Here is a 15287-nt window from a genome sequence, read left to right as displayed (position 1 = left end):
GGTGGGGATCCTAATTTCTCAACGGTTTCCCTTTCTTGATCATATGCTCCAGACGTTCAAGCGTTTTGCGCTCGCCGCAAAGACTTAAGAAGGCTTCACGTTCCAGGTCAAGCAGGTACCGCTCACTTACATAAGAAGCTTCAGAGAGGTCACCACCGGCCATTACGTAAGCCAGTTTGTTTGCGATCTTCTTATCGTGATCGCTGATGTATTTACCGGCGTTCATTTGATCGGTACCAACAAGGAATGCACCAAGAGCCTGTTTACCCAATACTTTAATGTCTGTACGCTCTATAGGTTTGGTATAACCCTGATCTGCCATAAACTTCGCAACCTCTTTGGCTGCTGCGATCTGGCGGTCTTTATTTACAACAACAATATCTTTACCGGGCTTTAAAATACCGGTATCAAAGGCTTCATAGGCCGAAGTCGAAACTTTTGCCATACCAATTGCCAGGAAGTATTCGCGAAGACGGTTTAATTCGACATCGTCTTTGTGGTAGGTTTCTGAAGCACGTAAAGTCATTTCTTTAGAACCACCACCGCCGGGAATCACCCCAACGCCAAATTCTACCAGACCAATGTAACTCTCTGCTGCTGCCACGACGCGGTCAGCGTGCAGGGTCATTTCGCAACCCCCGCCTAAGGTCATATCGTGAGGAGCCACAACGGTAGGGATTGACGAGTAGCGCAGGCGCATACATGTATCCTGAAAATATTTAACCGCAGCGTTGAGTTCGTCATACTCCTGCTCAACGGCCATCATAAAGATCATTCCGATATTGGCACCTACCGAGAAGTTTTTCCCCTGATTGGCAACCACGAGTCCGGCGAAATCTTTTTCGGCCAGATCAATGGCTTTATTTAAGCCGGAAAGGACGTCACCACCAATGGAATTCATTTTTGAACGGAATTCTACATTGAGGATTCCATCACCTAAATCTTCAACGACTACGCCGCTGTTTTTGAATACTTCTTTTGATTCGCGAATGTTATCGAGAATGATAAAGCCATCCTGACCCGGTTTTTTGATGTATTCCTTTTTAGGGATGTCATAATACCAGGTATTCCCTTCTTTAACGGTGTAAAATGAATTTTTACCTGACGAAAGCATTTCAGAAACCCAGTCTGCGATATCATAACCTTCGGCTTTCATCAATTCGATTCCTTTTTCAACACCTACAGCATCCCAAATCTGAAACGGACCGTGCTCCCAGCCGTAACCGGCACGCATCGCGTCATCGATCTTGTAGAGTTCGTCTGTGATTTCAGGAATGCGGTTTTGCACGTAGGCAAATAATCCCGCAAAGTTTTTACGGAAGAATTCGCCTGCTTTGTCTTTACCGTCAACCAAAATAGGGAAGCGGTCGGCGACATTGTCAACGCCTTTTGTTTTTTCTAAAGTACCGAAGGAAGCGCGTTTGTTTTCGCGGTATTCCATCGTATTGAGGTCAAGCGTAAGAATCTCGCTTGAGCCATCGTCTTTCTTAACTTTTTTATAGAAGCCCTGGCCGGTTTTACTTCCTAACCATTGCTTGCCGTGCATGGTGTCAATATAATTGGGAAGTGAAAACAACTCGGCACGCTCATCATTTTCTACATTTTCACGGATACCGTTTGCCACGTGTACCAAAGTATCCAAACCAACCACATCAACCGTACGGAAGGTCGCCGACTTGGGACGGCCGATTACGGGGCCGGTCAGTTTATCAACTTCTTCTACGGTCATGTCAAGTTCTTTAACCGTATGGAAAAGGCTCATAATACTGAAAGTCCCCACGCGGTTACCGATAAATGCCGGAGTATCTTTAGCTACCACCGAAGTTTTACCCAGGAATTTTTCACCGTATTCATTTAGGAAATTAAGAACTTCCTTATCGGTCTTTGGTCCCGGAATGATCTCAAAAAGATCTAAATAACGGGCAGGGTTAAAGAAGTGCGTTCCGCAGAAATGCTTCTGAAAATCTTCGCTGCGTCCCTCGCTCATAAACTTGATCGGAATACCGGAGGTATTTGTGGTAATCAGGGTTCCGGGAGTACGGTGTTTTTCAAGCTTTTCAAAAACCTGTTTTTTGATATCCAGGCGTTCTACCACAACTTCAATAATCCAGTCGTAATGTTTCACTTTGGCAATATCATCTTCCATATTACCTGTGGTGATGCGTTGTGCAAAATCCTGATGATAAATGGGTGAAGGTTTTGATTTTAGTGCATTTTGCAAATGATCGTTAACCAGGCGATTGCGCACCGCTTTATCTTCAAGGCTAAGACCTTTTGCTTTTTCTTTGTCGGTTAGTTCACGCGGAACAATGTCGAGTAGCAGTACTTCAACTCCAATATTGGCAAAATGACAAGCGATACCGCTTCCCATAATACCTGAGCCAATAACTGCAACTTTATTTATTCGTCTTTTACTCATTATTTTATAGTCGTTTCGGTGGTTTTATAAACTTTTTTATTCTGAATCAAATCGTTGATGACGTTTATGACCTCAAAGAAGTGATCTATTTTTTCGGCCTCAATATTGTTTCTGATGGCTTCGTTAAACTTCAATACCCGGTCTTTACTAAAATCCCGGTTTTTTTTTCCAAATTCCGTAAGGAAAATCAGGACACCGCGGCCATCTGCCGGATTCGGCCGTCTTTCGATCAACCCGCGCTCTTCCATAGATTTCAGGGTTCTGGAAAGACTGGTAGCCTCCATTCCCATACGTGGACCCAAAGCAGTTGAGGGGGTGCCTTCTTCGGGATCTATACTTAACAATGCGAAGCCTGTAGCCATCGTACTGTCTAGTTGTGCAGCCTGCTCATTATACATTTTGGTAATGGCCTGCCAGGTTGCCCTAAGGGCGTGATCGATAGTGATTTCTTTTTTACTCATACGTTTGCGTAAAGTTAGAAAAAAATACTATGCACGCATAATAAGTTAAGGAAAATTTATCAGATTAGCTGTTTTAAACTTTGTCTTTGGGTAGATGCATAAAAAAACTCCTTAAAAATTAAGGAGTTTTTTGAATATTATTTGTGTTCGTAAATCTTGTTGTACTTATCAATGTACATTTCCTTTACGATACGTCTTTTGAGTTTCATAGTAGGAGTGAGGTGCCCGGCATCTATACTCCACTCGTCCGGAGTGAGTTCAATTTTTTTAACGCGCTCCCATTTTCCAAACTTCTCGTTGTAAAGTTCCACATCTTCCATAATGCGGTTTTTCACGTTTTCGTTCTCAGCGATTTCTTTATTGGTAGCACCTACAGAAATGCCTTTCTTTTTAGCCCAGTCTGCTATAAATTCAAAATTGGGCTGAATTATTGCAGCCGGCATTTTTTCGCCCTCACCAATGACCATAATGTGCTCGATGAAGCGGGATTGCTTCATCGCGTTTTCAATAAGCTGAGGAGCAACATATTTACCGCCGCTGGTTTTAAACATTTCTTTTTTACGGTCGGTGATTTTGAGGAAGCCTTCGCTGTCAATCTCCCCAATGTCTCCGGTATGGAAATAGCCGTTTTCTAGAACTTCGTCTGTTTTTTCCTTGTCTTTATAATAGCCCATCATTACCTGTGGACCTTTGATCAGGATTTCTCCATCCTCTGCGATTTTAACTTCTGTTTCAGGTATGGGTTTACCTACAGTCCCGATTTTGAAACCGTGATTGCGAATGTCATTTACCGAAATTACCGGGGAGGTTTCAGTGAGACCGTAGCCTTCCATAACACCCATTCCTGCAGCATTGAATACACGAGCCAGTCGGGGTTGTAGCGCAGCACTACCTGAAGCGATTACTTTAAGATTTCCGCCTAGAGCTTCCTGCCATTTACTAAAGATCAATTTACGCGCTAATGCCAGCTTTTGCTCGTACCACCAGCCGTTTTGGCCGTAGGGTTCATATTGCAGACCAACTTCTACCGCCCAGAAAAAAAGTTTTTTCTTAACTCCGGTTAAATCGGCACCTTTTGCAATGATTTTATCATAAACTTTTTCTAAGAGGCGTGGCACCGCTGTCATTACCTGAGGTTTTACTTCTTTTAGATTTTCACTTATGGTTTCCAGACTTTCAGCAAAATAAATGCTTACGCCTGCGTACTGGTACAAATACATCAACATACGCTCGTAAATGTGACATACCGGTAAAAAGCTCAAAGCGATACTTTGACCCGGATTTATGGGGAATCGTGTCGCACTGTTAATAGCGTTTGATGCCACGTTTTTGTGCGAAAGCATAACCCCCTTCGGTTTTCCTGTGGTTCCTGAGGTATAAATTAAAGTCGCGAGATCATCTTCCTTGACGGAAGCTTTTATTTTTTCAACTTCTGCCTGGGTTGAGGTATCGGCCTCATGAACTTCTTTCCAGTTTTTGCAACCCGCGATGGTGTCAAAACTAAATACTTCTTTTAATGAAGGAACATTTGCCTTTATGGCATTTACTTTATCGAGCACTTCCTGATCCGATACAAAGCAGTACACAGACTCGCTGTGATTGAGTACATACTCATATTCTTCTTCCGAAATAGTTGGATAAATAGGAACATTCTGAGCACCCAGCTGCAAGATACCGATGTCCATCACATTCCATTCGGTACGGTTGTTTGTCGAAATAACAGCAATTTTATCATTAGGTTTTACTCCCAGTTTCAACAGACCTCGACTTACAGCATTTGCCTGGTCAACGTATTCCTGAGAGGAAATGGCTTTCCACTCTCCATTGTACTTGGTGACCAAAGCTTCTTTCAGGTTGTATTGCTCCAGTTGATGATAAGGGAAGTCAAAAAGGCGTTTAATTTCCATAGGTATATAAAATAGGGTTGGCTCGATTGACGAGTTTAAAGTTATTAGGACTAGTCAGATTTGAATTGGGTAGAATTAGTTCGAAATTAATTATCCTTAAGAGGAGGGCTTCAAACCAAATACCAATGCAAAATAACGAATTTAGTTGCTTTACTATATCGTTTTAGAAAAATTTACGATGAAAACTTGCGAATATCAAAATAGCACAGATGTTAAGCCGATGGTGCTGTATGGGTTCGTTTGATTTTCTGATGTCTTACTATGCAGTAAAACTAAAGTGGATTCATTTAAAGAAAAAGGCTATCTAAAAAGCAAGAACATGTCAAATTGAGCTTGTCGAAATATTTTCAACTTACTGATTATCAATATCGGTTTCGACAGGCTCAACCTGACAGTTCAAGTTATTAAGACTTTTTAGACAGCCTTCTAGATTTGAGTTTTTGAGTTAATGTCTTCGAAGACCGCGTGTTTTTAAGATGTAATTAATCTATAAACATTCTCCCCATTCGATCTTCAGATTTTCTTGAAGAGTAGATTATATACTCTTTTGGATTTTTTCTTAAAAATACCCTAGGTCGCAATATAAGCTGACCTTCTTCAAAATTTTCCTGATCTATTCGGGTGATACTTCCGTTTGAATCAAATTGAAATGCAGTTGGTAAAGCTTTGTTGTAATTACCTAGAGTTTTAATTTCCTCTATGTCTGTGACGCCTATGTTTTTTTGATTATCATTAAAAATCACGGTTAGAATGCCGTTTTCATAAATGGGCATTGCACTCAGATACTCAGGCCCTTTGGATAAAACCGCAATGGGAATGGAAATTCCTGCACCTACTGTGAAATTGGCGTTTCCTCCAAAACCATAAAAGCCAAGTGATAGGGTGGAGAATGCAGCCTGCTGGTCTTTGGCCAGGACATTAGTCCATTTTACAGAACCATCAGGATTAAAAGAGGTTACAATAATCTCATTGTTATCATAAATCACCGGTGTTACACCCAGCGGGCCAATCCCGGAAGTACGCCCTACTAATATCTGCTGATATTCTGAAAGCAGAATAAGACCGCCATCTTCTTTCTCAATTAGGCTATGGGTTACATACATTGGCTTTACATCTTTACCTTTTTTTGCTCTTCGTTCACCCAGGAGTTTGATTTTGGTATCCATGTCAAACTCGGTAAATTTTAAGTTATTCACTTCGTTTGTATTGCTATTAACAACTGCCGCATAGACACCTTCCAGTTCTTTATTGGGTCTGCCGTTGTTGCGTACACCCGAGTAAAAACCTACCAGATTTACAAGGCCATCACGGGTAGCCATTAATTCACAATTGATTACCTCTTTATTTGTGAAGTCAATCTTCACGATCTCCTTTTTATAATTATTTTTTGCTTTAAAAAGATGAACTTCAAATTTCTCTATGTTCTCTTTTGCGTCTTTATCTCTGTAACTTTCATTGGTGGCGAGAAAAATATCACCCATCACGTTTACATCAAAATCAGTTATGCTAAACTCCAAATCATTACGGTCTGTGAAAGGTATTTGTTCTAGATGGCTAGCAACCGTATTTAAGTTTTCATCGATGAGTTTTATCTCGTACTGTATGAGTTCTTCCTTATCAAAAAGCGAAGCGTGCAGAATGAGCAGTAAGTTTCCTTCAGGAGATTTTTTGAAATAAAAAGCACCCTGTTCTCTCTTCTTGGTGACTTCAGTTGAAAAGAGGTTTTTTTTGGCGCCGGTTAATTTTCCCTCTTTCGATACCTCAAAGCCAAAAAGGTTATTGGTGTCGTCACTTTTATCAAAGACACTACCCATGACATATATTTTGTCATTTAAAACCTGAATATCATCAAACTCAACATCTTTGCCGTTGAACTCATCTAATACCACTTCATTAACAGACAAAAGTTCCATTTCAGCCGAACTAAAGACTTTTATAAAGTAGTTTTTACCTTTGGTAGCCAAAGTATAAATGCGGTCATTGGCTTCACCGGCTATAACAATTATTTTCTCTCTGTCTTCCTCAATCTCCTGACCGTGGTTTATACTGATAGGTCCAATTTTGATTTGAGCTTGCAGTCCGCTTAAAAAAATCATTAAAACTAATGGAATAAGTAGAAGTCTTTTCATTCTAAGAAATTTGAATAATTAAAAAATTAGTTTCAAATATAATTTAATCGCACAACTGTTAAAGAAAATTTAAAATTAAATCTCATTTAGTTCTCTATTATTTTGAATTAAGCATATTAAAAAGGGCTTTTCAGGAAGAAATACCATTCTTAACTTTGCTATAATCGAAACAGATAACCAGGGCATAAACCTTAACAAGGAATGTCTCGCGATTACGCTAAACACTGGTATACGGCTGTTGATGGCGAACTAAAAACTGTATGTCCTTAAGCCTGAATAATTTTTAGATAAAAAGAAGTGAGACCTGGTCTTGAGATAGCTTCAATAGGGCTTAAACGGAGTTGATTTTTTGAGTTGCGCGAAATAATTGCTTGTAAACTAAAAAGCAGGGCGTGAATTCTGTTATCAAGCCCTGCTTTTATAATTTATAATTTAAATGCTTTACTGCTTCTCAATCCACTCCCGCGCATTGATAAAAGCTTCAACCCACGGCGTAACTTCATCATTGCGATCTTTAGGATAGTTGGCCCAGTTCCAGGAGAAAATAGAGCGTTCAATGTGTGGCATGGTCACCAGGTGGCGACCGGTTTTATCGGTCATCATCGCAGTATTGTAGCTGCTGCCATTAGGGTTTGCCGGGTAAGCATCATAACCGTATTTACCAACAATCTTATAGTTTTCTTCACCTAACGGAAGGTCAAACTTGCCTTCGCCGTGCGAAATCCAAACGCCTAAGGTCGCGCCCGAAAGTGTTGAAAGCATCACCGAATCATTCTCTGCAATGGTTACACTGGTAAAGCCGCTTTCGTGCTTATGCGAATCGTTATGCAGCATATGGGGTTTTTGATCGTGATCGGGATTGATTAGATCAAGTTCTACAAACAACTGGCAGCCGTTGCAAATACCCACCGATAGTGTATCAGGTCGTGCAAAGAAATTCTTCAGAGCCGTGTTTGCCTTCTCATTATAGAGAAAAGCACCGGCCCAACCTTTGGCTGACCCCAATACGTCGGAGTTTGAGAATCCACCCACAGCACCTATAAACTGAATATCTTCCAGCGTTTCGCGACCGCTTATCAAATCGGTCATGTGCACGTCTTTGACATCAAATCCGGCAAGGTACATCGCGTTTGCCATCTCGCGTTCCGAGTTACTTCCTTTTTCGCGAAGGATCGCCGCTTTAGGTCGGCTTCCCGCAGCGCGGTTTCCGGGTCTTAAACCGGTAAAGCCTTTTGGGAAGGTGTATTTTAAATCTTGTTTATCAAAGTTTTCAAAACGCGCATCAGCCAGACCGTTTGCAGTTTGTTTTTGATCTAACAAATAACTGGTTTTAAACCATTTTCTACGCAGCGAAGGAATGTTTAAACCGATTTCTACCAGATCCTTTTTAATGGTTAATTCTTCCGAAGTATTGGCGGTACCGATTTTGAAGAACTCGATGTTGTATTCATTCAACACCGCTTCGATATCCCGGTCTTTAGCGGCCTGAATGACGATTCCGGCATTCTCAGCAAACAGGATTTTAATAATGTCTTTTTCGCCGAAGGCTGAAAAATCATAAGCAGCTCCCAGTTTGTTTTCGGCAAAGCACAATTCAAGCAGGGTCGTGATCAGGCCTCCTGAAGCCACGTCGTGACCGGCTACGATCATATCGTTTTTGATCAAATATTGAATAACGTCAAATGTTTTCGCGAATGCGATATTATCTTGTATAGACGGAGCCTCGGCACCAATCTTATTCTGCACCTGGGCAAAAGACGAACCGCCCAGTTTAAAGGCATCTTTAGAAAGGTTTAGATAATAAATCGCTCCGGCATCGGCCTGAAGAACCGGTTCAATCACGCGGTCAATATCGTTGCAATTTCCGGCTGCCGAAATGATTACAGTTCCCGGAGCAAGCACATCGCCATCAGGATATTTCTGCTTCATAGAAAGCGAATCTTTACCCGTTGGCACGTTAATGCCCAGATCAATCGCAAATTCAGAAACCGCCTGAACCGCTTCGTAAAGGCGCGCATCTTCACCCTCGTTATTACAGGGCCACATCCAGTTTGCAGAAAGGGAAACCGATCTAAGACCCTTATCAAGCGGTGCCCAGATGATATTGGTCAGTGCTTCGGCGATACTATTTTTACTTCCGGCAACGGGGTCAATGAGTCCGCTAACGGGTGAGTGACCAATGGAGGTTGCGATTCCATTTTTAGACTTAAAATCGAGCGCCATAACGCCCACATTGTTAAGCGGTAACTGAAGCGTACCCACACATTGCTGCTTGGCAACCCTTCCGCCCACACAGCGGTCAACTTTATTAGTCAACCAGTCTTTACAGGCAACGGCTTCCAGCTGCAGTACGTTTTCCAGATAATCATGAAAATGCTCCAGACTATACGCCACATCGCTGTACTTACGATCAATTTTGGAGTCGATCATCACGGTTTTTGGCGAACTGCCAAACATATCTTCCATCGCCAGATCCATAGGTGCCGCACCTGTGGTGGCTGATTTGAAGGTAAAACGGTGATCGCCGGTAACGTCACCCACTTCGTAAATAGGAGAACGCTCACGCTCGGCAATCGTGCGTAAAGTCTTCAGTTGTTCTTTTCCGATAACCAGCCCCATACGTTCCTGAGACTCGTTACCTATAATTTCTTTAGCCGAAAGGGTAGGGTCACCCACCGGCAATTTATCTAAATTAATTTTTCCGCCGGTTTCTTCAACGAGTTCGGATAGGCAGTTGAGGTGACCACCCGCGCCGTGATCGTGAATCGAAACGATGGTGTTTTCGTCGCTTTCTACCATCCCGCGGATGGCGTTGGCAGCACGTTTTTGCATCTCGGGGTTTGAACGCTGAATGGCATTCAACTCAATCCCGGAACTGAATGCACCGGTATCTGCCGAAGAAACCGCGGCACCACCCATCCCTATGCGGTAGTTGTCACCGCCCAGAATGACGATTTTATCACCGGTTTGAGGTTTTTCTTTAAGTGCCTGCGCTTTTTTGCCGTAGCCAATACCACCGGCCTGCATAATGACCTTATCGTAACCCAGCTTTCGGCCGGCTTCTTCGTGTTCAAACGTAAGCACCGAACCCGCAATAAGCGGTTGGCCAAATTTGTTTCCAAAATCTGAAGCTCCGTTTGAAGCTTTGATCAAAATGTCAATCGGGGTCTGGTATAACCATTTACGCGCCGGAAACGTTTCTTCCCACGGGCGATCGTCGAGTAATCGCGAGTATGCGGTCATATATACGGCAGTACCGGCAAGGGGTAACGAACCTTTTCCACCGGCCAGGCGGTCGCGTATTTCACCCCCGGAACCTGTCGCAGCCCCGTTAAAAGGCTCTACGGTTGTGGGGAAATTGTGGGTTTCGGCTTTAAGCGAAAGCACGCTTTCAAATTCTTTTTCGGTATAGAAATCGGGTTTATCTGCGGTTTCGGGGGCAAATTGTGTGGCTTTTGGACCTTTGATAAAGGCAACATTGTCTTTATAGGCCGAAACAATTTCGTTCGGGTTTTCTTCTGAAGTTTTCTTGATGAGTTTAAAAAGCGAAACCGGTTTGGTTTCTCCGTCTATCACAAAAGTTCCATTAAAAATCTTGTGGCGGCAGTGTTCAGAATTTACCTGACTGAAGCCAAACACTTCCGAATCGGTTAACGGACGCCCGATGCGCTCTGCGACACCTTCCAGATACATCACTTCTTCAGCACTAAGTGCCAGCCCTTCCTGCTTGTTGTATTCCTCAATGTTTTCAATAGGCTTGATGGCTTCGGGCTTGATATTTATGGTGAAAATATCCTGATCGAGTTTTTTGTATTCCTGCGAAAGCATCGGGTCAAATTCGGCCTTGCCGGCAACAAATTCTTCAATCCTGATGATGCCTTCAATCCCCATGTTTTGGGTGATTTCAACAGCATTGGTGCTCCAGGGCGTAATCATGGTGGCACGCGGACCAATAAAAAAAGCGTCGATTGCAGACGCTTGTATTTTGGGCTGGTTGCCAAAGAGCCAGATGAGCTTTTTAGTCGTTTCTTCTGAAAGTTCGTTTTTGCTTTGAACTGCGAAAATTTTGGTGTCCTGAGAACCGAAAAAGTGAATCATAATGCGTTTGCTAAGAAGCGACAAATTTAGGCTTTTTTGTTTTTTTATTTGGCCCTAAAACCGAAACAAAATCAACAGAAAATCATCGCTTTTTGTTGATAACCGGGCTTCGATATAAATTTAAAAACCAAGGGTTTTTAAATTTACTCAGCCGCCGGTTACCCGCTATAGAAAAGAAAAACCTCACAGGTACTGGAGACCTGTGAGGTTTAAAATCTGTTCAATAAATAGTTTATTTCTTCTCGTCCTTCTTAACCATCAGGCACATATAGAAGCCGTCATAGCCGCTTTCGCTTGAAAGTACGGTCTGTTGTTTCTCGATACTGAAGTTTTTACCTTCCTCACTTTTCAGGAATTTTTTGACCTGTTCCTGATTTTCGGAAGGAAGTATAGAGCAGGTGGCATATACCATTTTTCCGCCCGGCTTAACCATTCTGGAGTAATCTCTTAAAATAGTCTGCTGCGTTTCCTGAATTTTTGCAACAAAATCCGGCTTTAATTTCCACTTGGCATCGGGGTTACGGCTTAAAACGCCCAGTCCGGTACAGGGTGCATCGAGCAAAACGCGATCTGCCGAGTTGTGCAGTTTTTTGATAACCTTGGTGCTGTCTATCGCGCGGGTTTCAATGTTGAAAGCTCCGGCGCGACGGGCCCTGCGCTTCAATTCTTTTAATTTATTGGCATAAATATCAAGCGCAATCAATTGCCCTTTATTATCCATCTCGGCAGCCAGGTGCAAGGCTTTACCGCCGGCACCGGCGCAGGCATCAATCACCCGCATTCCCGGTTCTACACCCAGATAGGGAGCAACCAGTTGTGAGGAAGCATCCTGCACTTCAAACAGACCGTCTTTAAAAGCCTGAGTGGTAAAAACATTAGCGCGTTCCTGCAATTGTAAGGCATCTTTGTAGGCCTTGAGGTTTTCGGTCTCGTGACCTTCTTCAACCAGTTTTTGCTGAAGTTCACCAATATTGGTTTTCAGGCGATTTACGCGTAAAATCACAGGCGCCTGCTTGTTTAGCGCAGCGATCTCTGCATCCCATTTTTCACCCAATTCTTTTTCGCCCAATTCATCAAGCCAATCGGGAATAGACTCCCGTAATTTTCTGATGTTTGAAAATTCGTCAAACTTACCTTTGATGCGACGGGTAGGCGTTTCTTCAAACTGTGGCCAGTCCGGTAATTTTATTCCGCGCAGCGTACACCAAACGGCAAACAGGCGCCAGAGGTCTTTGCGTTCAAAGGGTTCGCCCACATCTGCAATAGCGGCGTACAGGCGTTTCCAGCGTACAATGTCGTAGGTTGTTTCGGCTACAAAACTGCGGTCGCGGGAGCCCCAGCGTTTGTCGCGTTTAAGTTGTTTTGCGATTACCTTATCGGCATAGCCTCCTTCATTAAATATTTCGATCAGTCCATCAATTACGGCAAAGACCAGATTGCGGTGTAAACGCATACGTTTTGTTTTAAAATGCCCGCAAAGGTACAGGTTTCAAAAGGAATAGTTTTAAATTGGGCGAAATTTTAGATTATGCGACTAATAGCAGTACTTTTTCTTATTCTGGCCTTTTCAAGCTGTAAGCAAACGGAAGAAAAGCGGGAGGCCGGACCCATACAATCTGTAGCGATTGAACCTATTTTTAGTGATTCGGTAAGTATACGGGCGATTGAGATCCTTGCTGACGGAAGCCTTGCTTTTGCGGGTACTATGGGCAAATACGGTTTATTCAACCCTCAGACAGAAACCTGGAATACCGGTGTCATTACCTACGATTCGATCACACCAAACTTTAGGGCAGTAGCTCACACGACTCAGGATTTCTTTATGTTGAGTATTGAAAGCCCTGCGCTGCTTTATAAAACAGGTGATACGGGTAGGATGGAAGTGGTTTATAAAGAAGACGATCCCAAAGCTTTTTATGACTCGATGACCTTTTGGAACGACCAGGAGGGTATTGCGATGGGTGATCCAACCGATTCGTGTATTTCGGTTATCATAACCCGTGATGGCGGCAAGTCGTGGAACAAATTAAGCTGCGACCTGTTGCCGGAAGCAGTAGAGGGGGAGGCCGCTTTTGCAGCCAGCAACAGCAACATAAAAGTGTACGGGGATCACGCCTGGATTATTACCGGCGGAATGAAGTCGCGCGTCTTACACACCGCAGATAAAGGAAAAACCTGGGAGGTTTTTGAAACGCCTCTCATACAGGGTACCCCTACAACCGGAGGTTATTCCATTGATTTTTATGATGAAAATACGGGTTTTATCGTAGGTGGCGATTACAGCAATGCCGAAGCTCATAAAGCGGTAAAAGCGTTGACGCTTGATGGCGGTAAAACCTGGGAGCTGGTAGGCGATAATCAAAACCCCGGTTACCGAAGTTGTGTTCGGTTTGTACCCGGCAGCGCCGGAAAGGGGCTGGTTGCAATAGGTTTTGAAGGGATTGATTATTCTGCAGATCAGGGAGCAACCTGGAAGCACCTGAGCGATGAAAGCTTTTTTACCGTTCGGTTTTTAAACGACTCAACAGCTTATGCCGCCGGGACTAACAGGGTTTCAAAATTGAAATTCAAGCGATAAAAAAAAGCGGCTGTTTTGAGAAACAGCCGCTTTTTATACTTATTCATTTTTTCTTTTCTTGTATTCTTCCCAGAGTTTCCGCCCGAAATTGCGTTCTACTTCCGGGAGAAAAACCATTTTAGAGGCAGGTAATTTTTGGGTTAAGTCTCTAAGCATTTCACTTTCAACCTGGTATTTTTCTTTTTGAAGCGCGTTGTATTTTTCAATAAGGGTTTGTGCCTGAGCATCACTCAGTTTGTTTTTAGACCCTGAACGGGAAAACTTTTCTTTAAATAAATCCCGCTCGCGCTCACGCAAGTCGTGCATGCGTTTGTCGTAACTGTTGTAAATAGGCCAGAATTTTTCGGCCTCTGAAGGAGTTAACTCCAGTTCTTCAGTTATAAAAGGAACTTTAAGGGCTTTTATGCGTTCGTGTCTGTCGCCATCCTGACTATAAGAAGCCAGGCAAACCAGCAGCACGAGTATAGTTATAAACTTTTTCATAGTAATTTTTAGAGTTGAAATTAATCGTCTGTATTCAAAGCATATTCAATAACATCCTGATCCACATATTCAAGAATCACTTCATCACTAAGATGGTCGTCATCAAAAAACGAGGTATTTGCTTCAATGCTGTTTAATTCTTCATCAGAAAAGAAGTCCTGAATGCGATCTTGTTCTACCAGATAATTCTCGAGACTGCTTAAACTTAGACCTTCAAAACCGGCGTCATTTGCATTAGGTTTTTCCGCATAAAAGAGCAAAGCGAAAAGTGCGGCGATAGTTGCAACAGCCGCAGCAAATTTTCTATAGTTTAATGAAATAACCTTTGGCTCTCTAGTGGTTTTGGCTAAAATTGAAGTCTCAACCTGATCAAAATAGCCATCAGGAACCGTAAAGCCATCCTGATTGTCAGGATACAGCTCCCGAAATTTGAGCTCGGTATACAGACGGTCTTCAAACTGCTCAAAATAATTTTCGGGCAACTTGAAATCTCCGGGTATATGTTTATCGTTGGTATTCATTGTCTTTTTGACTTTTAAAAATCCTGAAGGTTTAATGACTTGTTACAAAGTCGGTTATTTTTTTTACCGCGTGATGGTAACTTGCTTTCAGGGCACCTTCAGATGTGCCTAGTATTTCAGAAATTTCATTGTATTGTAATTCGTCAAAATACTTCATCACAAAAACCTGTTTCTGTTTTGCCGGAAGCGTATCCAGAGCCTGATGCAATTTGGCCTGAGCTTCGTCTCCGTTGAAATAGGGATCACTGGCCAGGTTGTTTACAATAGCGCTTTGCAATTCTTCACTGCCCACACTGGCCCTACGGTTTCTCTTATTTATGAAGGTTATACTTTCATTAGTCGCAATGCGGTAGAGCCAGGTGTAAATTTGACTTTCGCCATTAAAACCATCCAGATTTTTATAAACCTTGATGAAGGTGTTTTGTAAAACGTCGTCAGCATCATCATGCGAAACCACCATACGCCGTATATGCCAGTACAAACGCTCTTTGTACTCGGTTACCAAATCCTCAAATTTGAGGTCTGTAGGATATGTAGCGGTTTTACTCAATTCTGAAATTCTATTTCTTTGGACTTTGAATTTTAAAAAAGGTTTAATCTATTGATTAAAGTTAGCAAGAATACTCTTAATCCGCTTCTTTTTAGGTTGGATGTAAATCCTTTCTTCACACTTAAACAAACGATTAAATGC

Annotated in this window: 10 protein-coding genes; 1 reads left to right on the top strand and 9 read right to left on the bottom strand. The window is 42.6% G+C overall.

The window, feature by feature from the left end; translation table 11 throughout:
- Positions 1-10: 10 nt before the first annotated feature.
- The 6 genes from ACSSS3_RS00170 to ACSSS3_RS00145 all read right to left on the bottom strand — a co-directional run bounded on the left by ACSSS3_RS00170 (position 11) and on the right by ACSSS3_RS00145 (position 12467).
- Entirely contained in the window at positions 11-2419 is a 2409-nt protein-coding gene (locus ACSSS3_RS00170; protein ID WP_442845946.1) for a 3-hydroxyacyl-CoA dehydrogenase/enoyl-CoA hydratase family protein, read from the bottom strand.
- On the bottom strand, positions 2419-2880 hold the full coding sequence (locus ACSSS3_RS00165; protein ID WP_442845945.1) for a MarR family winged helix-turn-helix transcriptional regulator: 462 nt from the start codon (positions 2878-2880) through the stop codon (positions 2419-2421). The genes ACSSS3_RS00170 and ACSSS3_RS00165 overlap by 1 nt, the downstream gene beginning before the upstream one ends.
- Positions 2881-3017: 137 nt before the next feature.
- A complete protein-coding gene (locus tag ACSSS3_RS00160) occupies positions 3018-4787 on the bottom strand; it encodes an AMP-dependent synthetase/ligase (protein WP_442845944.1) in 1770 nt (589 codons plus the stop codon).
- Positions 4788-5269: 482 nt separating this feature from the next.
- Positions 5270-6916, bottom strand: coding sequence for a hypothetical protein (locus tag ACSSS3_RS00155; RefSeq protein ID WP_442845943.1), 1647 nt, complete (start codon positions 6914-6916; stop codon positions 5270-5272).
- A gap of 441 nt (positions 6917-7357) precedes the next feature.
- Positions 7358-11014 carry a phosphoribosylformylglycinamidine synthase gene (gene purL / locus ACSSS3_RS00150; RefSeq protein ID WP_442845942.1) on the bottom strand — a complete coding sequence of 1219 codons (3657 nt, stop codon included), beginning with the start codon at positions 11012-11014 and terminating at the stop codon, positions 7358-7360.
- A gap of 232 nt (positions 11015-11246) precedes the next feature.
- Positions 11247-12467: an RsmB/NOP family class I SAM-dependent RNA methyltransferase gene (locus ACSSS3_RS00145; RefSeq protein WP_442845941.1), complete on the bottom strand. Its 1221-nt coding sequence runs from the start codon at positions 12465-12467 to the stop codon at positions 11247-11249.
- 75 nt (positions 12468-12542) lie between these two features.
- Here ACSSS3_RS00145 and ACSSS3_RS00140 point away from each other — a divergent pair, with 75 nt between their 5' ends.
- On the top strand, positions 12543-13592 hold the full coding sequence (locus ACSSS3_RS00140) for a WD40/YVTN/BNR-like repeat-containing protein (RefSeq protein ID WP_442845940.1): 1050 nt from the start codon (positions 12543-12545) through the stop codon (positions 13590-13592).
- A 39-nt stretch (positions 13593-13631) separates the two neighbouring features.
- Here the strand turns inward: ACSSS3_RS00140 and ACSSS3_RS00135 are convergent, their stop codons facing one another.
- From ACSSS3_RS00135 to ACSSS3_RS00125, 3 genes are read right to left on the bottom strand one after another with little or no spacing between them, the layout of a single operon-like run.
- Positions 13632-14075 carry a hypothetical protein gene (locus tag ACSSS3_RS00135; protein ID WP_228229495.1) on the bottom strand — a complete coding sequence of 148 codons (444 nt, stop codon included), beginning with the start codon at positions 14073-14075 and terminating at the stop codon, positions 13632-13634.
- Positions 14076-14095: 20 nt separating this feature from the next.
- Positions 14096-14596 carry a hypothetical protein gene (locus ACSSS3_RS00130; RefSeq protein ID WP_442845939.1) on the bottom strand — a complete coding sequence of 167 codons (501 nt, stop codon included), beginning with the start codon at positions 14594-14596 and terminating at the stop codon, positions 14096-14098.
- 31 nt (positions 14597-14627) lie between these two features.
- Positions 14628-15146 carry an RNA polymerase sigma factor gene (locus ACSSS3_RS00125; RefSeq protein WP_228229493.1) on the bottom strand — a complete coding sequence of 173 codons (519 nt, stop codon included), beginning with the start codon at positions 15144-15146 and terminating at the stop codon, positions 14628-14630.
- Between the last annotated feature and the right edge of the window lie 141 nt (positions 15147-15287).

This window comes from Leeuwenhoekiella sp. H156, from assembly GCF_052218455.1.
Lineage (GTDB): Bacteria > Bacteroidota > Bacteroidia > Flavobacteriales > Flavobacteriaceae > Leeuwenhoekiella > Leeuwenhoekiella parthenopeia.
This window is presented reverse-complemented; position numbering and strand designations above follow the sequence as displayed.